This window comes from Chlorogloeopsis sp. ULAP01 (genome assembly GCF_030381805.1).
In the GTDB taxonomy this organism is placed as follows: domain Bacteria; phylum Cyanobacteriota; class Cyanobacteriia; order Cyanobacteriales; family Nostocaceae; genus Chlorogloeopsis.
In genome coordinates, this window is the sequence record NZ_JAUDRH010000007.1 from 327,999 (window position 1) to 347,637 (window position 19,639).

The window sequence follows — 19,639 nt, forward strand, 5'->3', positions numbered from 1 at the left end:
TTTTTGAGTACTTATACGTGACTACCCTTTAAGAACACGCTATTGAGCAGAAAATCAATCATCATTTGGGGGGGATCTTTGTCTGGCTTACGTTGAATTACTCTTCGCCACCTCCACAAAATAAAAGCGAACAACCAAATGGCATCAGCAGCAGCAGCATAGAGTAAACCATGATTTTTGAGAAAGTATCTGCGCCTCGAATCAAACCAGTATTTAGGTAGACGCTTGGGTGGGCGTTTAGTATCAGTTACTCCTGTACTTTGCCCGGCTAAATGCATAACTCTAGCCGCAGAAACGTGCCAGCAAGGAAAGCCTGCTTTTTTTGCCTGCAAGCAAAAGTCCACTTCTTCAAAATACAGAAAGTATTTTTCATCCAGCAAACCCACCGACTCAAAGACTTGGCGGCGGATAATCATCGCTGCTCCACACACCCAATCGGTTTGATAGGTGTCTTCACGAACAGGAGGTGCAACTACCCATTTTGATAGTAATTTCGATACCACTCCCAGACGCAAACCAGAATCAAGTTCGCTAAAAATAGTGTGGAAGCGAAAAGCCGAGCATTGGGGAGTACCGTCAGGATCTTCTAAGCGGCTACCTGCAATTCCTACATCGGGATGTTCATCCATAAAATCTAGCAAAGCTTTGAGAGCACCAGGACGAACGATAGTATCTGGATTGAGCAACATAAAATAGGATGGCGGATGAGTAGATTGCAGCCCTAAGCGAATGGCAGCGTTATTGCCAAAGGCATATCCGCCATTACGATCTAGTGGCAACACCGATGCCCACTCACCCCAACCTTCAGTATCGATTGCAGCTTGAATTTGTTCAACTGAGCCGTCACCAGAAGCATTGTCAGCAACGATGACACGGGTACCTTTTTGCGATCGCACCTCGCTCACTAACGAACGCAAGCACTCAATTGTCAAACTGGGAGTGCGATAATTCAGGATGACTACAATTAGACGAGTCAGATTCTCTAATAAAATTGCATCAGACATAATATTAATCTCTTAAAGTTCGCTGAGTGCGAATCTGAACTAAATTTGGTTTTATTTGATTTTTTGTTTGTGTTTGATTGATGATTAATCCCGCTACACCCCCACAGGCGAGTATGTAGATTGGATTGATTAAAGCGTTGAGCAGACAGTCTATCGTATACAAAATTAAAAGTAAGACAAGAGCGGCGGCTGGTGCGACTTTCGGATGATTCCAAATACTTACAGGGTAATGTTGCATGAAGGCGATCGCTGGTAATAATAGCGATGCCATCACAGCGATTAAGCCAACTACACCCCTAATACCAAAAGCAATAATCCACAAACTATCGGTAATTGTGAGTCTTTTACCCCATTTGTCATAAATCTCATTTCGTCCCCATCCTCCCCAGCCAAACACTATTTTTTCCCGCGCTCTTTCTGAGAGGATTTTTTCGTTATCGAATCTAAACTGCACTGATTGTGCACGTTCTTCATTTAGGGTAGTAGATACTACAGCTACTATCTGCTCTCCCGGAAAGTTACCAGTCACTCCCAAATATAGATGCAACGAAATAGCCCCAATTACCATTAACACCAAGATGGAGGTACGAAGCCTAGTGGAAAAGAAAAGGATGAACAACCCAACAAGTAGTAAAAGTATTGCACCTGTAGATTTGACTAATATATTGGCCAATAACAATACAATCACAAGCCACTTGATTGGAATACCCCAAACTTGTTTGAGCGCCTGTGTTTTCCATAACCAAATACCAATTAGTGCAGCCGCCATCATCCATGCACCAACCATCAGCCCATGTTCCATAAAAACTGTTGGTCTGTATCCTCCATATCGTATTGTTTGGGTAAAATCACTACGTGCATGAAAGCCATAAAGCACTCGATGCAACTGCGGACTCATCCGGAGTTCAAAAAGACATAGAGGAATATAAATCAAACCACCGATGAAAGTATAAGTAGCTAGCCTGCGTAATCCATCTAAAGTGCCGAGATATAATCTACCTAAGTAGTAAGGTAATCCCCAAGTCACAACTTGGTAAAAAACGCCTGATAGTCCATCATATAAACCTAAATCGTTAGTCATTGATGATGGCAAAGGACATAAGCACCAAACTAACATTGGTACATCAAGCCAGCTAAAACGAAAAGAACTGAAGCGTTTAATGTCAAAAACAATAGTTGCCAGTAGAATGCCGTAACAAGTTGCAGCGATTTTAGTATAGTTTGGTATTCCCGGCAGTTCAAAACTTACTACAGGTAGGAATAGCCACGCAATGATAAAACTCAGAATCACAGCTTTCTGAGTTGGCATCCACCTAAACAGAAAAAGTACAAATGGAATCCAGCCGAAAATAACAACGTATACTAAAGGGTTCATATTTTTCTAGTCTTTAGTTTATATTCTTGTCTTGTGCTTGAGGTATTTTCCTGCATCAATCAAGATTGGAGGAAGTAATTTTTTGAGAGTAGTTTTGGCTGCCAAACCTAAAGAATTTTTATTTTTTTCTAGTAATTGATTTTCTCCTGGACGAACCCGGAACATAGTTGAATGAGGACTAGAAGTTTCTGTAGACGGTCGTCCATTACTGTAGTAATACAGCGCCAGTGATTTCCGTGTCTGCCCTTGCGGACTATTTAATGGTTCCGGATGTCCATGATAAGAAGAGTCTGTTGTATTGAAAATCACGCATCGATTAAATACTGGTAATATTTTTTTTACACAGTGGCTCATCTGCTGATCCCATAATTCTAGATGACCACCATATTCTTCTTGCCAATTTTGATTGAGATAAAGTAAAAGATTTAATCGACGATCCAGTCGCAGTTTTCTATGCCAATTAAAGTCTGCATGTATCTTTAAGTAACCACCTCTTTCTATTTGATGAAGTCCACCTCCCTCAAAATGAGGATCGGGAATTAACCCGTCAATGCCTGTAAGAGTTTCTAAAAAATTAATAAAAACTGAAGAATTTAATTGATACAACAGAAATCGTGTTGTATCTCCCATTTGTAACTCATTTTTTGATGCTAATTTCTTTTCAGCCGAAGCATCAAATTTCTGCCAATCAATCTTATCTACTTTTGGAAATTCATCAAGAATACTTTCTAATATAAACTCAGGCAAAAAGTTATCGATAACAATGTGTGGAAATGGTTCTACCTCATTGTAAGCTTCTCGATATTTAATTGCTAACTTGTTTAAGTAGTCTGCTTCAATGTAAAACATTGTGTTTGTATACATAATTGTTCCTCTGTATGATTATCTAATATAAATTTAAGAGCTAATTTACTTAGGGTTTGTAGAGATAAAAATTAGCTTGATCGCCATCTTTTTGTCTATTTAACTCTATAGCTTTTTTCTCAAAACTCGTCATTTGCTCTTGAGAAAAAATAGGTTTTTTGGAATTAAAAGCATGAGATGAGCTATCCATTATCGGTATATTCTTAATTATCTGCTCACTGCCCCAAAACTGATAAGAGTTTGAATTATATTCGACATCTAAAAATTTTAAGCCTGCTTGACTTGTCAAAATTTCCATACTTCTAATTGTATGTATAAAGAAGTGACGTGGAGCATCGATTTGTACCCAATTAACACCATACTTTCGCCAAGCAAAAGAGGGAATTATGGGAATTCCAATGACCACATAACCCTGAGTATTTAACAAACTGTATAGTTTCTGAAGTACAGCTAAAGGTTTGGGCATATGTTCAAAGGAGTGATTGAGAAATATTAAATCGAATTGTCCTTCTATTTCATCTAGATATTTTTTTAAAATTTTGACTCCATTTTCGTAAAAAATATCTTTCTCTATGAAAGGATCTACGCCTGTAACATTAATAAATCCATCAGTTCGCATATTGAGAAGATATGTGCCAACTCCACAACCTACATCTAGAATTTTTGCTGTTAATGGCAATTTCAGTTTTCTCAGCCAATCATAATAATTGTAAATAGGTAATCTATACATTTTTCTCAAGATTTTTGTTAAAAAAATCTCCAGATTAGTATTTCCAGAAATTAAGTATTTCATTCTCTGACGTCTGAGAAAAGTTTTAAGATTTTTTTCCTTCTCAACGCTAGGTAATTGAAACGCATAAAAATTGTCAGGATAATATTTGGAAATATCATTGGGTATATCTTTAATCTGTAAGCAGCCACATTGTCCACATTCAAAATATTCAAATTCATCTCTAAATCCAAACATCATTTCTCTGACAACATAAGATTTGTTATCAAGCGAATTATGGCAAATTTCACAGATAGTCATTTTCTTCAACAACTCATCACAACTAGGAAGTAAATAGTAACTTGATGGGAAGTCCCCATCCGAAAATAATGCGACTACAGATAATGAAAGTGAGTGAAGTTAGAAATATAAAAGTAGCCTGAATATCTTGTTTTAAGCAGGCAAGTTTCTCTCGCCAAAGACCATAAGTAACTATTCCATAGAAAGGAAGGTCATTGAGTGCAACTACAATCACAGCTCCGGCTATACCCATAAGATGGAACCCAAGAGGCAAGCCAATAATCATAAAAATAAACTTGGCAAGGCTGGCGATCGCTGCATATTTAGCTTTGCCAATAGCAAAAAGAGATGTATCAATTGTTTGGGTAAGTATGCGAGGCCATATACCAAAGGCTAACAGTGGAAACATCCAACTTGCTTGCATATATCTTTGGTCGTATAAGGTCAAAATCAGGAAATCTCCGAAGCTAACCATAACTGTCAAGCCCAATGCCATCGCAATCAGAACAGGCTTGCGGTTGTTTTTGATTTTGGCACGAAAAATTTCGCGGGGCAGGTCAGCAGATTTAGAAAACACAGGAAAAAATACCTTACTACTGATTGCCAAAAGTACCTGACGCGGAATGTCAGCAAGTGCAAAAGCAATGCCATACACACCTAAAACCTCGATGGGAATTAATTTGCCAAGAATTAGCCGATCTGATTGTTCAGCCAGAAAATATAGAGCTGTCGAAACAAAGATCCATTTACCAAAAGATAATATGGCTTTGACTGCATTTCGATCCCAGACAAAGTGGTTAGGTGTCCCAGAATTCAATCGATGGCTTCCAATCATCCAAAGCAAAGCATTCACTAGCCCACCAATGACAAGCGCCCAGATGCTCCGACTCAAAGCAGCCCAGATAATCATCACTGTTAGGGAGATTGTCTGTACGCTAAGTTCAAAAATTGCTAGTTTACGTACAGCTAAGTGCCGATTCAGTGTAAACAGAGCAGTGGAGTTAAAGCCAGAGATAATGGTGTTCAAACCAACCACTGGCAGTAGCCATAACAGTTGAGGTTCTCCGTAAAAGTTAGCAATCGGCCAAGCAATCAAAGCGCAACATAGCCACAAAACAAAGCCGCGAATTACTTGTAATGTCCAGGCAGTATTGAGAAAAGCTGTTTCATCTCCTCGCTCATTTTGGATGATGCTTTGACCAATACCAATGTCTGAGAACAGATTTAAGCCAATGATGAAGGTATTAATCAGTGCCATCAGTCCGAATAACTCTGGAAAGAGTAAGCGGGTTAGAACTAAGTTACTGCCGAATCTCAAGATTTGGCTCGCTCCATAGCCAGCGAATGTCCAAACAGCACCACTAATGGCAAGCTTCTTTAATGAGGTCATGGTTTTTTTGAGGAGAGTTAATTCAGCAGTAGAAAGACTTATTAGCTTTTAATGCAACATCTTTACCTCGACATTAGGATTATTTAGATAGTCAACAGTTGATGGAGTATCAATCTCCTGGGTTTTTAAATTCTCGTTGCTAGATTGAAAGAGTGCTGCTAAGTTGCCAGCTTCAATAGCGATATTGTGCTTTTGAACGACCCGGCTTTGACCTTTGCTACCCATGTGTTCTAGCTGTTCTATCGGTAACTGTAATGCCTCCCGCATTGCTGTCACTAATGCTTCGATTGAGCCAGGTGGTACTAACCAACCGCAAACTCCTGGTTCGACTAACTCAGGAATCCCGGCTATATAAGTGCTGATGACTGGACGAGATAGTGCCAGTGCTTCCATAAGTACTACTGGTAAACCTTCGGCAAAACTAGGCAATACCATGGCTCGCGAAGCAAGGATCTGTTGGCGAACTTCTCCATTGCTAGCCCAACCGATGAGTTCAACATAATTTTGCAGCCCAAGTTGAGCGATCGCATTTTCAATTTCGTTCCGCAAGAGTCCGTCGCCTATCAATACCAGCTTGAACTGTAAGCCTTCGCGTGCTAACCGAGCTGCGGCATCTAATAAAAGTAGATGTCCCTTGGCTTGACTCAATCTGGCAACACAGACAAAGCGTGGCTCTGATGGTATGGAGGTGGGTGTAGTATCTAGAAATCCATCGTCTACACCACAATGAACAACATGAATTTTTGACCACTCGCAGCGATCGCACCAGCGATATAACTGGCTCTTACCAAAGGAGCTAACTGTAACTACAAAAGCAGCTCGTTTGACTTTTTCTACTAAAGATAAAGATTGGACACAATCAAATTCTTCAGGCCCGTGAATGGTAAAGCTGTAAGGGGGGCCACCCATTGCCGAACACAACATTGCTACTGTGGTGGAATTTGTGCCGAAGTGAGCATGAACATGCTCTACATATGCTTTTTCCCACCAACCTAAAAGTACGCAAGCTTCAGCTAGGTAGATTAAATGATACAAAATACCCCGCTCGGAACGCCAACCAACTCTCAGTGCCAACCATAAGGCTTGTAAAAAACGAATTGGTCTTGCGATCGCAACGCGAATTAAACTAATAACTAATCCTATTTTTCCGATTCCTAAAACTACCTGAGTCTTCTCCAACTCTTGTATGTCTGCTTCGTCAACCAGTTCATTACCGCAAGAACGGATTGCAAATCGTTGGATTTTGATGCCGTGTTTCTCCAAGCTGTTGATTTCTCGGCGAATAAAGCTGTGGCTGACTTTGGGATACTGATTTATTAAGTAGGCGATCGTTAAAGACATCTTGATTTTGCAATTGCTCAAAATATTGGGTTGTCTTGCTAGAAAATACTAAAAAAACAAATACTGAGTCTTGCAAATAGCTCAAAAGGTTTATTGTTCATTTACTATGCTCCACTAAATAGAAATTATTAATAGAGCATAATTTTGGTTTTTACCGCACCACAATTTACTAATGGTAATAAAGTTTGGGAAATTTCTAGCTGAAATTTTCGCTATGACCGTATAAACTCAGACTTGACAACAGGGTCTTATACTCTTAAGAAGTTATCACTAAAACCCACACACGCCATTTTAAAAAGAAAATCAAAAATAAAGCGATGTTTAGGTACAACCTTCATCTAATCTTAATTCAATTGCCAAAGCGTTTTGCAAGTATTATTAACCTCTGACCAAAAGCTTACGGATTATTTTATCATATTTATTTATAAAGATTTGATTAAGAGTTATTTTTTAGATGCAGAAAATGGAGAAATTTGAGTTGATTAAGATATGACTTACTGATTTTTTTCGATACCATACAAACTTTCTGTAACCTTATTCATTTCTTATTAGTTTCTTATTTTTTTGTAGTAGGATCCGAAGTTGATTAAGAGTATACGAATGTCAAGTTGAGGAAGCATTATAAGAGTGCATCATCATGCTCTGATTTTTTAGGATGCTTTCCTCTGTTGCTGCATGGATAAGGTTGAGTTGATTGAATTGCAAAAATCCATGTCAAGTATTTTTTATATTACCCATCCTTGAATACAACTATTTTGGTAGCCAGAATATAAGTTTATTAATTTTCTAAATATTGAGATTATCGAGAATTTTGAATCTAAGTAGATAATTTTTTCTGAATTTATCTAAGTTAATTATTTATGGCTAACTCAAGCTCAAAATCGCTTCGCATTCTGTATGCAGCTGGGCCTGGCAATGTCATCGGAACATACAAATATTGGCTGAACGGACAGGATGATCCCTCACAAGTCTGTGTTACCTATTCTGGGCAGTTTTATGATATCTGTCGCACTTTAAATGCAGAAGCTTACATTATTTCATCATTTCGTCAGAAAGAATTCTTACGTGATGGTCAATTCACGATTGAACACAGACCAATAAAATTTAAGAATACATCAGGTATACTGTATCACTTAAATCAAGTTTGGTATGGGATAGGGTTGATTTCTTCTGCTTTGATTTGGAAGGCTAATGTAGCAGTTGTGAATGAAGGTACAACGCATTGGTTTATTTTGTCTATCCTACCCTATTTAGGAGTCAAAGTAGTACCTTCTTTACACTGTACTCTATGGCGTAAGTACATACCCCTAACAACTACAGAGAAACTTATTGCGAGACTAAATAGACATTTTTTTGCGAGGGGATGTAGTGCTATTTTGGCAGCCTCAACAGATATTTCTAAGCAGGTTCAGGAGTGTGCTGGCAGCCAATCTCGACCAATCTTTGAGTTTCTGCCTCTGTACCGTAGAGCAGTTTTTGATGGTATTGCTTCTCCAAGTGAGCAGCATTTGCCGTTTATAGTTTTGTTTGTAGGTCGCATCGAACCATGTAAAGGTGTATTTGATCTCCTGAAAATTGCTCAACGTTTTTTATCTGAAGGCAGGCAGGATATAAAATTTGAAATTTGTGGAACAGGATCGGCTCTAGAAACTTTACGTTTTGCTGCTAAACAATCTAAAGTTGATTCATTTTTTGTGTGTCATGGCTATTGTAATCAACCAAAGATGCGTGAAATGTTGAGTAGAGCACATATTGTCATCGTACCAACTACAACAGCTTTTATTGAAGGATTTTGTCAGGTGGTTGCTGAGGGAGTTTTAGCTGCTCGTCCGGTGGTGACTTCATCTGTTATTCCGGCTTTATCATATGTATCTGATGCTGTTGTTGAAGTTCAGCCTGATGATGTTGAAGGCTATGGTGATGCATTACTGAAGTTATGTAGCGATCGCAAATTTTATGAACAAAAGTGTCAGGCTTGCTTGCAGGTACAAGAACAATTTTATGACATCTCAAAAAGCTGGGGAACTGCACTGAAATCTGTCTTGAAGACAATTCTGTAATAGCCACGCTCAAGTAGCTAAAGGCACTTAATAAGTTTACAAAATTTGTCAAAATTATGAAGGGCGCTTGTTAAAAGCACCCTTTTCAAATTAAGAATTATTTATTGATAAACTTCATGGTGTTCACAATAGATTTTTGCCTTAAGAAAGCAATTTCATTCTTTAGATTATCTTTGATTGGTAACTCTAAAATTTTAAACATATCCTTGATGCGATAGCGCCAATCGTGTCTATTTAGACATTCGCGATAGTTTCTCTGTGAGTTAGCAATCAAAGTATCATTATCACTCAATAATTCTTCAAAAAATGGCAACCAATCTGCTGGATTATCTGGAACTTCAATTGTACTATTTTGCCAGTTTATCAAATTAGCCACACCTTTACCAAAAGGTTTTTTACCTACAACAGTACAACCAGATGACCAAGACTCAAACCAGCGCATGAGAATTGGCGAGTATCCTTGAAAACGTTCTACATTACTTGCTTCAAAGCATAAACTAATTTTCGATCTACTTAAAATCTTAAATAACAGTTTTGTGTGTTCTTGGATATTAAAAACCTCAGGTTGAGAGAATGTAGAGTGCAAATAGATTCGGTTATTGTGCTCCTCATTGAAGTTTCGCTGCAAAAACTTATGTATTTTGGGATCAGTTCTGCCATAACTGACGATATCAATACTACGATGAATCGAATTTGAGCCTAATTTTAGTACATCAGTTGCCAATGGTAAAAATGCTGTACTTAAATTAGTACTTCTATTGATAGCATCAGCAAGATCAGCACAAATTACAAATAAGTAATCTAAGTATGGAATTACATCTCTATCCAAATGAGATGAATAAAAACCATCCAGTATATAGCCTATTCGTATGTCAAATTTCTTGAGAAGAGAATTAAGAGCATGAATTGATAAAAGAAATCTAGGCCCTAAACCAATAGCTAAAAGAATATTTGGCCCTTGATTGAGAGTAGGTAAGTCATCAATTTTGTACCATGACTTAAAAATTCGGTGTCTGTAGCGTTTTAGAAACTGAATCTTATGGTTGGGTAAGGGGTAAATGAATGTAGCATTAAAGGTAGATGATAGTACTTCTTCAAGTGGATAAAGTACTGACCAACCAACGTGTTTATTTCCAGGGTAAAGTTCTGACAATACAAACAGATTCATATGATTAGCATCATGAATTATCAAGTAACTCTTTATCAGACATCTCGCTTGGTCTACTACCTATTTTGCGTCTATACCCCGTATGAAACCAATTTTTAAGTTTTCAGCAAAGTCCTCGTTAAACTTGCAAATTGTTTGAGAACAGGCAGTTGATCAAACCATTGTGGAGTAATATCACTACGCGAACTCCGCTGCCCTCCAAAACTTGGTATTGAAATTAGTCTAGCAACATCTGGATTTTTTGATTGGAAGAGGTTATAAACTCCATCTGGTGAAATTGGGCCACAATCAGGGTGACCGAGAGGCATTTTAAGTGATAACTCAAAAAAATCAATAACTCTGTCAAATATTTTATTATTGACCCCATAAAAATGAGCTCCAATTATTCCTATAGATAATGGTTGAAGTTTTCCGAAAGTATTTTGATTTGGATTCATAACTTGATCGCAAAAGTATCCAAAGTGGACAATATCCCAGTTCATTTGATGTAGTTGCTCAATCAGCACATCCTCATACTGTGGAAAATATTCTGATAATGCTAAATCATCCTCCATGATCAAAACATTTTTGAGATTTTGCTCTTTTGCTAGCTTTAGTACAGATAAATGACTTAAAAATGCTCCCTTGTATCCTATTTTTTCAAATGGAGCCGCACTATCCGGTCTAATTGCAGCAAAAAGTTCAACTTTCCCTGGAGTAAATGGTATTCTTGCTTTTTCCAGTTCTTTTTCCATTGCTTGGCGTCGGTCTACTCTATAGGGTAGGTTGATGACGTAAATACGCTCAAAAAACTCTATGAATTTCATTTTTTTTAGCTACTATTTGGTGAAAAATTAAATTGACAGTACAGCCTTTAATAGTTGTGGCGTGGAAGTAAAACCTAATTCTTCTAGAAGAAAATATAAAATTTTCATGCTTACAAATTTTAACAATTAACTGTTCATTAGAAGCAAGTTTAGGTTTATTTTTAGTATACTTTAATCAATTCTAATGTGTAGAAAAAATGAGATAAAAGTTGAGAGGACTAAATTTTTGATTTGATTTTTTTTAGAGTTGGTCATAGCATATTCTAAAAATCGATAAAAATACAAAACTAATTTCATACAAAACACTTAATTATTTAACAACAGTATGATATTGTCTAAAATTAGTAATAATTTTAAGAGACTTGTAATTGAAAATTGCTGAAAATAGAGAAAATAAAAAATAAATTATTATATTTATAGACCATAAAGGCCAATGTATAAAACACCATAAATAGTATTTAAATCTTATGAATAAATTATTTTTTGTTAAATCTTCTTTGACAATGTTTAAAATCATTTGCCTGTAAAATTTATGAGGATAACCTATTTCTTGAAGTTTCAAATAAATTTCAGGTATATCTTTATGTAAAATTTTAAACCAGGCTCTTGGGTCTTCTTGCCAATAGCTAACACCCATAGTACATTCTATATAGTTATTTTTAGTTACTAAAATATTTCCTTGAGCAGCACAATACCCAGCTAAATATGCCAAATAACCCCAGTTATCCATGCCAATTGACCATTTTTGCAAAGCAGTTTGTGCTAGCTCTGTGCAGTATATAGTAGCAGTCAAAAAAATTACGCTACCAAAGTTTTTTTCTATACAATGCTGAAATGTTACTTTCCCATCATAAATATTTTTATTGTTGTCAAGATTAGTATCAAACCAGTGTTCTGATATCACTTCACCTGTTTTCCTGTTTAGATCGGAAAAATTTAGGTATAGTAATGCTAAATCTGGGATGCTTTTCAATTTACTTATGACGTAAGCAAGTGTGTTATTAAAGATTAAATCGTCATCACCAATTATCCAAGTAAATCGACTTGTCGAAACATTTAAGCAATAAGTAATATTTCTGATACAGCCGATATTTTCATCATGTTTGTTTGATTTAAATGTTGTTTGTATCAATACCGACTGCCATTTTTTTATTACACTCTGTGTTTCGTCATTTGAACAATTGTCAGAAACAATAATTTCACAATCATCTTCAAAGCCCTTAATATCTTGAGCAAGCCAAGCAAGCTGTTTATTCAGTTGTTTAGCACGATTAAATGTTGGAATACAAATAGAAAGTAGTTTTTTCATTTAATTTAGTATTTAAGTTTTTCACTCGTATTTTTACAAGTTTGTGTTGGCTAAGAGTTTTATCGATAGTGTTTGAACGAGAGCCTAATATTGACTCAACAGGTAAAATTTATCTATGTGTAATACAACAGTTGAAGTTGAAAATGAAATTTGGAAAATTTCAGTAAAAAAAATGGTATGCAATTTGATTGGCAAAAATTTGCAGTATCTCGGTTTCTTTTTCAGTGAAATGGCGGGGATTAAATGTACCGATATGTAAAACTCCGATCGCTCGCTTTTTAACTATTATCGGCACACCAAGTATTGATCGAATTCCTTTATTTCGGAGAATTGGGCTTACAACTTCTACCTCAGATAAATCACCAATATTCATGTGAGTGCAGTTAGCCGCAATCTGCCCGGCGAAACCCTTACCGATGGGAATACGAATATTTTCTGACTTTTCTTCTTCCAATCCAAGTAGTGGCGATAATAGCTAATTCTTGCTGAGCTTCAGTTTTTACCAGCACTGTACCAGTATCAACGTACATCAGCCGACGAATGTACTCAAGTATGATGTACAGCAATTTTTCTAAGAAAAACTCAGCCAGAGCAGAATCATTTTTGTTTGGGGAATATTGACGATTGAGTTTTGCTGATTGCTCAATTGCTACTAGGTTTGTACTTAGCGGAGTCAAATAATTATTGGCTTCTAGGTAAATATCTTGTTGATTATGTGTGGGTGGCGGCACTGTTTTGCCCTTCCGATTGTGCTTTACTCGCGCTGGCACACCTACAGCAATCGAGTAAGGAGGAATATCTTTAGTTACGACTGCTCCTGCTCCAATTACACTTCCTTGCCCAATGGTGATTCCATCTAGGATTCTGACTCCAATACCTATCCAACAGTCATCTTCTATCACAATGCCTTTATGGCTTATTCCTTGGAACTGAATTCTAATTGTCGGATCGGTAAAATTATGGCAGTTAGCATATATTGCTGAGTGTGATGCAATCAGACAGTTTTTACCAATTTTAATCTGTCCAGGCCCTGCTATACAAATATAAGGGCCAATATAAGTAGATTCATCAATTTCTATAGAGCCTCCGAGGGCTTTAATATCAACACCACGCTCTAGCCAGGTGTCATTACCAATGGTAATTTTACTGTTAGAAGCACCGCAATCTAAGCGAACATCGCGAGAAATTTTGACATTATCTCCAAGTGCAATTGCAAAAGTATGGATAAACTCAGCATTGGTTTGAACAGTAACTGAGTTACCAAATTGGGCAAAAATATGACGGTATAGAATTCTGCGCAGGAGTACACCAACTTTGAGTGGAATTGAACCCACTAATAACTGTGCAATTGACTCTTTATAGGGAAACCAAGAAAGAAGTTTTTTCGGGTTGTGATCATTCATGATTTATGTAGAACTAATTCACATTACTACCTACTCCCCGATCGCCGAATCTCGTTGGGTGCGAATCCACTCTGTCTGAGGTTGAAATAGAAAAGCTAAATATAGGGGTATCTTCCACAGAATGTACAGTGGAATGGTTAGCATCGTTCGCAGAGGGAAATTGGTACGACCAAACTTAGCCCAAACTGCAACAATTGAGATACAAATCAGTAGCCCTTCTACTGCTAGTAAGATAGTTGGCAGCCATGAAGCCCCAAATACTCCTGCTAAGGTAGCTACTGTTATGGCTGCTGCCCAGAGCATTACCAACAGCGAAAGTGGTGGAACACACAAATCGAAAGCGATCGCTAATAAATCAAAACGCTTTTGTGCATAAGAAGCTTTTAAAAGTCGGGGTACTTGCTTGAGCATAGTTTGTAAATAACCATGTTCCCAGCGTGTTCTTTGACTTTTGGCTGCTTGGTGCTGTTGTGGGAGAGTTCCCATCACAAGAGCATCCATACAAAATTTAGGAGGATACCCACTGATGGCAAGATCCATAGATAGTTGAATGTCTTCAACAATATTGCTACTGGCTAAAGGAATTTGATGAATGATTTCCCAAGGGAAAGCCATGCCCGAACCCATTAGTAAGCAAGGTAGATCCAGTCTTCCTAATCCCCTGGGGCGAACTAAGTTCTTAACTAGAAATGCTAGTGCTGAAACTATATCCTTTGGTTGAGGATTGGGGGGTTGTGTCAACAGATAAATAGCTTGAACAGGGCGTACTGTAGCTAGTGCTAGACGACTAATCCGAGCGATCGCACCTGAATGAACGATACAATCTGCATCTACCATTACCACCACATCAGGAGGATTGTTGGCTATGAATTGCAAACCGTAGTCTAAAGCATAGCCTTTCCCCCGACGCTCAGGATCTTGACGCGAAATCACTGTTGCACCAGCTTTGTGGGCTACAGATGCTGTGTCATCATTACAATTATCGGCTATGACTATGAGACGGTCTTGTTCTATTAACTGCGGCAGCAATGATTGCAAAGTGGTATTGATTCCAGCTGCTTCATTGTGAGCTGGAACTAAAATATCAACTCTAGGGCGAGGTACCAGCGCGTAATACGACTGAATTTGAAACTCAGGAAATAATGCTGCAATACATTCTATAGAGAAAACAGAAACCGGAACCAAAAGTCCCAGTGCGATCGCAAATAAGACAATCTCAACAAATAGGATTGCCAAGTGATGAACTATCACAACTGTTGAACCTTTATTTATTTAAAGATGGGTATGTCACTACAGAAATAGAGAATCAGTTATAATTCCGAGCGATCGAATCCGAAATCTTTAGCTTTATTTTTTACAGAAGCAGGAAGTACCCGCTGATTTGCCTTTGGATGGAGGTTATGAGAGCTAGGCAGACTACTTATGCTTGTGTTGGCATGATTGGCAATTATACCCAAAACAGGTAATTGCAACATTTGCAATCGTAACAGAGCCTGTGTAATTAATGGACGTTTGGTTTTGCCAACTCCCACAACCATCAATATCCCATCTGCATGTTCTGCGAGTAAAGGAACATCAGCAAATCCTAGCAGATGGCTAGTATCGTAAATAACTAAATCAAAAGCTTGGTGAAATTTCTCCATTAAATGCTGCATCTGAGCAGAGCCAAGCATTCTGGTAGAGGATGGTAAAATTTTGCCAGAGGTAAGTACAAAAAGATTTTTTTGTAAGGGTGATGCCTGAATGAGAAATGATTGAGACGAAACATCCTGAGAAATTAAATTGCTTAGTCCTTGTATATTGTCTAAGCCAAACTTTTTATGAAGACTAGGATTACGAAAATTTGCATCTACAAGCAAGGTTTTCTTACCCATATCAGCCGCAGCTTGAGCAAGATACATGGCAACAGTAGATTTTCCATCTCCGGGCGCAGGTGAAGTTACGATGATAGATTGAGCTTTAGGAGAACCAGCCAGAAAACGAATACTAGCGTAAAGAGAATCGAAAGCTGATAAAAACTTAGCATCTTCTTGAGTCTCTTTGATCGCACCGACAACCTTCAAAGAATTGGGATCAGTGACAGCAGTTTGATTTGCTGGTATTACTTCTAAAATCGGCAAGTTGATTCCATCTTCAATCTCCTCAGGGCTATGGAAGACATTACGATATTTCTCTTTGAGGAAAGCAGCCCCCAATCCTAATACAGTAGCCGCAGCTAGCCCGATTACTATCCTCCTGAGATTGCCGCTCTTGGCGATTAAATTACCCTGTTCATCACGCGGTATCCTGGGCTGAGAAACAATTTTCCAGGGTACTTCCTTCTGTGCTGCATCAACTCTAAGTGTTTCTCGCTGTAACAAAAATTGATTGAGTGTCTTGGTAGCAATTTCTAGCTGTCGTTTCAGCTCGTTATACTGGCGCATAGTAGCTGGGTACTGCTTTACTTGCCGATCTAGATAATCTTCAGACTGAGCGATCGCACTCAGGCGGCTCTCTAAGACTCGAACATTATTAGCAGTATCAACCAGTTGCTTAATTAGCCCCAAGCGAGTGGGATCTTGGAAATTCAATAGTTGAGGATTTACTGTAGCTGTGAGTTTTTGCCCCAGAATATTTTGGGCTTCCTGATTCAAAAGCTGAGATAGATTTTGCTGTTGTTGTTGCAGCGTAATTAAAGATGGGTTGTTTTCGGTATATTTTGCCGACTCAATCGCTATTTGAGTTTCTATTTTCTTAAGTTGGGCAAGTAGTTCTTGATAACGAGGCTCTTGACTAAGAGTGGATGTAGCAAGTGCTTCATCAGGTGTTAACCTCAGTTGTTTCTGCAAGTCTTCATAAAGTCGCCTGTTTTCTTGCAAATCTTTTTGAGCACTTAGCTTCTGAGCTTCTATTTCGCGAACTTGTTTAGATAGTTCTCCAACTTGACTTTCAGGATCACTCAAATTATATCGTTGTTGCAGTCTTTGTAAATTACCTTCTAAAAAACTGACTCGCTGTTGCAATTGAGGAAGTTGAGCATCAATAAATTTAACACCTCCATAAATGCGATCTTTTCTATCCTCAAGACTAAAATTCAAATACTCTTTTGCAATTTCTGACAAAATGAATTCTACTTTTTCAGGATCAGAATCCTTGTAGGTTACTTCTATGATATTAGTTGAGTCAAGCATATTTTCCCCAATACGTTGAACTACTAAATTTTTTCTGATTGATTCATAGTTCACATTGGGATATTTAACTCTAATATTTTGAGCTACTCGCTCTAGTAATTCATTCCCTTGCAAAATTTGCAGTATAGACGGATAGTTTATTTCAACTTGTGTCTGAGGTGTAATTTCTCTATTGCGCGATATGAACGAAGGATCAGTAAGTTTACCTTCTGAAGATACAGGCTCTACTAAAATCTGAAAATTACCTTCGTAACTACGAGGAGAAACCAGAATTGAGTACAAAGTGATAACAGCAACAAAACTGGCAATGCTACCAATCAAAAGAATATTGCGTTGTAACATTCGACCGAGCGATCGCAAATCTAATCCCCGCTTATTTGCATCAACAAAATCATCTACATTGGCTAATCTTTGCTGCTGTAATTTATCACTACGCTCACTGATTACTAAGGCAGAGGCTTCTTGTTTAGAATTCATATTGACCACTGTAATTGTGTCTATTTCTCCCTAGTTCAATGCTTGATCAAGCAATGAGTCAAAGTAATAATTATCTATTCTCTATGAGCTTTCATATAATTCAGAAATGTGCTTTTGAACAAATGGCATTTTATATAAATTCAGTTTTTGTTTGAGAATCAACCACAAAAAGGGTATATCATCTACCAAGTATCTCTTCCACAATCTTTTTGGCTCTAAAATTAATCTATATAACCACTCTAATCCTACTTCTCTCATCCATTTTGGAGCTCTTTTAAGTTTGCCTGCTTCAAAATTGATAGTCGTACCTATTGCCATAAAGATTTTGACATTTGGTAGTTGATTTCTGTATTTATAAATCCATTTTTCTTGTTTTGGTGAGCCAACTCCAACTGCTAATACTGTTGCACCAGAGCTATTAATCAATTCAATAATTTTCTGACACTCTTGCTCATTGTTCTCAAATCCCCAGGATGGAGAGTAAGAATCTACAACAATATTCCTTTCTAACTTACTATTAATTCGCTCTTGAGCTATTGCAGCAACACCATTAACTCCTCCTAATAAAAAGATTTTAATTTGATGATTATCTTTGTGATAATTACAAAAGGCAGGAAAAAAATCGGAACCTGCGATTCGCTCTTGTATTGATTTACCTAAAAAACGAGATGCATAAATTAGAATCTTACTATCACATAATTTATAGTCAGCAATGTTATAAACATTAAAAAACTCACAATCATGTTGCAACCTAATTAAATGGTCTACATTAGGTGTAAACACAATACCAGATTTTAGACTTTGCAATACTTCCTGTAATGTTAGATTGCTAATTTCGATATTTAATACTCTCACTCTCTTCATTTTTGTCTTCCTAATGCTCTACCCTAATTCTGCGTAATTAACTATTGCTGTTATGAGGTGAATAATATTTTCAAGACGAAAAACTCAGCAAGACATAAGACAATAGTTTTGGCAGTTGTCATACTGTTACATTTGTTAGTTGACTAAATTTTACATATAAATTTTTAGCCAATTATCATCATTGACATTTTTGCGAGAATTGTTCAGATTGTTAGTGTCAAACAAGAGAAAGTATTACCAAGTATTGAAAAACAGGAATCCTCGATTGAGGCATACATGGTTTTTCACCGATAAGCCTCAATTTTTTGCGGTCTTTGCGTGAAGCCAGAAAAAGTTCACACTATGGTAAATAGGCGAAATCTGTACTTACAGACTTTAACCACTTCATATTGCAACATACAAAAGCTTACACAGTTTGTTTTTATTGAACGTAGCAGAGGAAATTTTTAAGCTAGAGGTTACTTTCTTCAAGTATCAATCAAATCCTTATCAATATTTAACACAAAATTAGCTACCGAACACAAAATTAGTAAAAATTGATTAGGTTAATGCTTCCTAATTGATTAAGTCCAATGCAATAGTTTAAATATTTTCTTCTTATAAACTTCTTACTTATTTGCACTACTTTCTGTCTAATGTAGTGTTTTGATTGGCAAAATAGCCTGAATCGCTTTTTTTACTAGTTATTGTACATTTTAACCTGATTAACTACTGTTTTTAGACAGATGGTTAGGTTAGATATCACATAACTATAAGCTTGAAGTTTGGCAAATGACAAGATTTTCAATATAGCGTAAGACTATTTGTTCCAAGTCTAAAAATGAAAGCTTACTCATTAGATTTACGGCAAAAAATTCTTGAAATCTACAAAAAAGAGAAGATTTCACAACGTCAGTTGGCTAAACGCTTTGGTGTTAGCAAAAGCTTCGTGCAATCGCTGCTTAGACGCTATCGAAAAGAAGGAACGGTAGCTAAAAAACCGCATGGTGGAGGCAAACCAAGACTGTTGACTTCAACACAGATAGAGGAACTAAGACAATTAGTAACTGAAAACAAGGATGCTACTTTAGATGAGTTGTGCGAACTTCTATATCAAAAAATACAAGTAAAAGTCAGTCGTTCCACTATGGGACGTATACTACAGCAGATGAACTTAAAACGTAAAAAAAAACCTTCTACACCAGTGAATACAACCTTAGAAGCTAAGATGGAAATATTCGTATAAGCATTGGGCTAAGATGCTAATATTTTATACATTTAGCAGAAAGTCAAATCTTGATAGCAACTTTAGTATCTAATAGTGATTAGTGCATTGTAGTCAATTGAGAACTCAGATGTTCTTTTCTCATTCTTAAACAATAAAACATTGAAGCTTCATAAAAATAGTAGGAGAGTTTCA

The 19,639-nt window shown here is 37.1% G+C and carries 15 protein-coding genes and 1 pseudogene; 2 read left to right on the top strand and 14 right to left on the bottom strand.

Annotation, left to right across the window (positions count from 1 at the left end; genetic code table 11):
* Nucleotides 1-11: 11 nt before the first annotated feature.
* From QUB80_RS16285 to QUB80_RS16310, 6 genes are read right to left on the bottom strand one after another with little or no spacing between them, the layout of a single operon-like run.
* Entirely contained in the window at nt 12-1,004 is a 993-nt protein-coding gene (locus tag QUB80_RS16285; protein WP_289790554.1) for a glycosyltransferase family 2 protein, read from the bottom strand.
* Nucleotides 1,005-1,008: 4 nt separating this feature from the next.
* On the bottom strand, nt 1,009-2,379 hold the full coding sequence (locus tag QUB80_RS16290) for an O-antigen ligase domain-containing protein (protein WP_289790555.1): 1,371 nt from the start codon (nt 2,377-2,379) through the stop codon (nt 1,009-1,011).
* 18 nt (nt 2,380-2,397) lie between these two features.
* The gene (locus QUB80_RS16295; RefSeq protein ID WP_289790556.1) at nt 2,398-3,243 is read right to left on the bottom strand and encodes a 2OG-Fe(II) oxygenase; all 846 of its coding nucleotides are present in this window, start codon (nt 3,241-3,243) and stop codon (nt 2,398-2,400) included.
* A gap of 49 nt (nt 3,244-3,292) precedes the next feature.
* Nucleotides 3,293-4,273, bottom strand: a complete 981-nt coding sequence (locus QUB80_RS16300) for a class I SAM-dependent methyltransferase (protein WP_289790557.1) — start codon at nt 4,271-4,273, stop codon at nt 3,293-3,295.
* Nucleotides 4,274-4,295: 22 nt separating this feature from the next.
* Entirely contained in the window at nt 4,296-5,642 is a 1,347-nt protein-coding gene (locus tag QUB80_RS16305) for an oligosaccharide flippase family protein (protein WP_289790558.1), read from the bottom strand.
* 48 nt (nt 5,643-5,690) lie between these two features.
* The gene (locus QUB80_RS16310; RefSeq protein ID WP_289790559.1) at nt 5,691-6,983 is read right to left on the bottom strand and encodes a glycosyltransferase; all 1,293 of its coding nucleotides are present in this window, start codon (nt 6,981-6,983) and stop codon (nt 5,691-5,693) included.
* Between the two features lie 860 nt (nt 6,984-7,843).
* Here QUB80_RS16310 and QUB80_RS16315 point away from each other — a divergent pair.
* On the top strand, nt 7,844-9,043 hold the full coding sequence (locus tag QUB80_RS16315; RefSeq protein WP_289790560.1) for a glycosyltransferase family 4 protein: 1,200 nt from the start codon (nt 7,844-7,846) through the stop codon (nt 9,041-9,043).
* Between the two features lie 97 nt (nt 9,044-9,140).
* Here QUB80_RS16315 and QUB80_RS16320 read toward each other — a convergent pair whose 3' ends face one another.
* The 8 genes and pseudogenes from QUB80_RS16320 to QUB80_RS16355 all read right to left on the bottom strand — a co-directional run bounded on the left by QUB80_RS16320 (nt 9,141) and on the right by QUB80_RS16355 (nt 18,240).
* Complete coding sequence (locus tag QUB80_RS16320; RefSeq protein WP_289790561.1) at nt 9,141-10,211, bottom strand: glycosyltransferase; 1,071 nt, start codon at nt 10,209-10,211, stop codon at nt 9,141-9,143.
* A gap of 95 nt (nt 10,212-10,306) precedes the next feature.
* Nucleotides 10,307-11,017 carry a glycosyltransferase family 25 protein gene (locus tag QUB80_RS16325; protein WP_289790562.1) on the bottom strand — a complete coding sequence of 237 codons (711 nt, stop codon included), beginning with the start codon at nt 11,015-11,017 and terminating at the stop codon, nt 10,307-10,309.
* 310 nt (nt 11,018-11,327) lie between these two features.
* A complete protein-coding gene (locus QUB80_RS16330; protein WP_289790563.1) occupies nt 11,328-12,326 on the bottom strand; it encodes a glycosyltransferase family 2 protein in 999 nt (332 codons plus the stop codon).
* 160 nt (nt 12,327-12,486) lie between these two features.
* The gene (locus QUB80_RS16335; RefSeq protein WP_289790564.1) at nt 12,487-12,780 is read right to left on the bottom strand and encodes a GAF domain-containing protein; all 294 of its coding nucleotides are present in this window, start codon (nt 12,778-12,780) and stop codon (nt 12,487-12,489) included.
* Between the two features lie 301 nt (nt 12,781-13,081).
* A pseudogene (locus QUB80_RS16340) lies at nt 13,082-13,729 on the bottom strand (acyltransferase); the annotation flags it as partial.
* Nucleotides 13,730-13,759: 30 nt separating this feature from the next.
* Nucleotides 13,760-14,980, bottom strand: coding sequence for a glycosyltransferase family 2 protein (locus QUB80_RS16345; RefSeq protein ID WP_289790566.1), 1,221 nt, complete (start codon nt 14,978-14,980; stop codon nt 13,760-13,762).
* A gap of 59 nt (nt 14,981-15,039) precedes the next feature.
* A complete protein-coding gene (locus tag QUB80_RS16350; RefSeq protein ID WP_289790567.1) occupies nt 15,040-17,376 on the bottom strand; it encodes a GumC family protein in 2,337 nt (778 codons plus the stop codon).
* 81 nt (nt 17,377-17,457) lie between these two features.
* Entirely contained in the window at nt 17,458-18,240 is a 783-nt protein-coding gene (locus QUB80_RS16355) for a WecB/TagA/CpsF family glycosyltransferase (protein ID WP_289790568.1), read from the bottom strand.
* 820 nt (nt 18,241-19,060) lie between these two features.
* On the opposite strand from QUB80_RS16355, the gene QUB80_RS16360 reads away from it, so the two are divergent.
* Nucleotides 19,061-19,465 (top strand): helix-turn-helix domain-containing protein, encoded by a 405-nt coding sequence (locus QUB80_RS16360; RefSeq protein ID WP_289790569.1) that lies wholly within the window; start codon nt 19,061-19,063, stop codon nt 19,463-19,465.
* Nucleotides 19,466-19,639: the final 174 nt, after the last annotated feature.

Excerpts from the sequence above, each read along its gene's own strand:
- QUB80_RS16285 (WP_289790554.1), bottom strand. The coding sequence starts at position 1,004 with ATGTCTGATGCAATTTTATTAGAGAATCTGACTCGTCTAATTGTAGTC.
- QUB80_RS16290 (WP_289790555.1), bottom strand. The coding sequence starts at position 2,379 with ATGAACCCTTTAGTATACGTTGTTATTTTCGGCTGGATTCCATTTGTA.
- QUB80_RS16295 (WP_289790556.1), bottom strand. The coding sequence starts at position 3,243 with ATGTATACAAACACAATGTTTTACATTGAAGCAGACTACTTAAACAAG.
- QUB80_RS16300 (WP_289790557.1), bottom strand. The coding sequence starts at position 4,273 with ATGACTATCTGTGAAATTTGCCATAATTCGCTTGATAACAAATCTTAT.
- QUB80_RS16305 (WP_289790558.1), bottom strand. The coding sequence starts at position 5,642 with ATGACCTCATTAAAGAAGCTTGCCATTAGTGGTGCTGTTTGGACATTC.
- QUB80_RS16310 (WP_289790559.1), bottom strand. The coding sequence starts at position 6,983 with ATGTCTTTAACGATCGCCTACTTAATAAATCAGTATCCCAAAGTCAGC.
- QUB80_RS16315 (WP_289790560.1), top strand. The coding sequence starts at position 7,844 with ATGGCTAACTCAAGCTCAAAATCGCTTCGCATTCTGTATGCAGCTGGG.
- QUB80_RS16320 (WP_289790561.1), bottom strand. The coding sequence starts at position 10,211 with ATGAATCTGTTTGTATTGTCAGAACTTTACCCTGGAAATAAACACGTT.
- QUB80_RS16325 (WP_289790562.1), bottom strand. The coding sequence starts at position 11,017 with ATGAAATTCATAGAGTTTTTTGAGCGTATTTACGTCATCAACCTACCC.
- QUB80_RS16330 (WP_289790563.1), bottom strand. The coding sequence starts at position 12,326 with ATGAAAAAACTACTTTCTATTTGTATTCCAACATTTAATCGTGCTAAA.
- QUB80_RS16350 (WP_289790567.1), bottom strand. The coding sequence starts at position 17,376 with ATGAATTCTAAACAAGAAGCCTCTGCCTTAGTAATCAGTGAGCGTAGT.
- QUB80_RS16355 (WP_289790568.1), bottom strand. The coding sequence starts at position 18,240 with ATGAAGAGAGTGAGAGTATTAAATATCGAAATTAGCAATCTAACATTA.
- QUB80_RS16360 (WP_289790569.1), top strand. The coding sequence starts at position 19,061 with ATGAAAGCTTACTCATTAGATTTACGGCAAAAAATTCTTGAAATCTAC.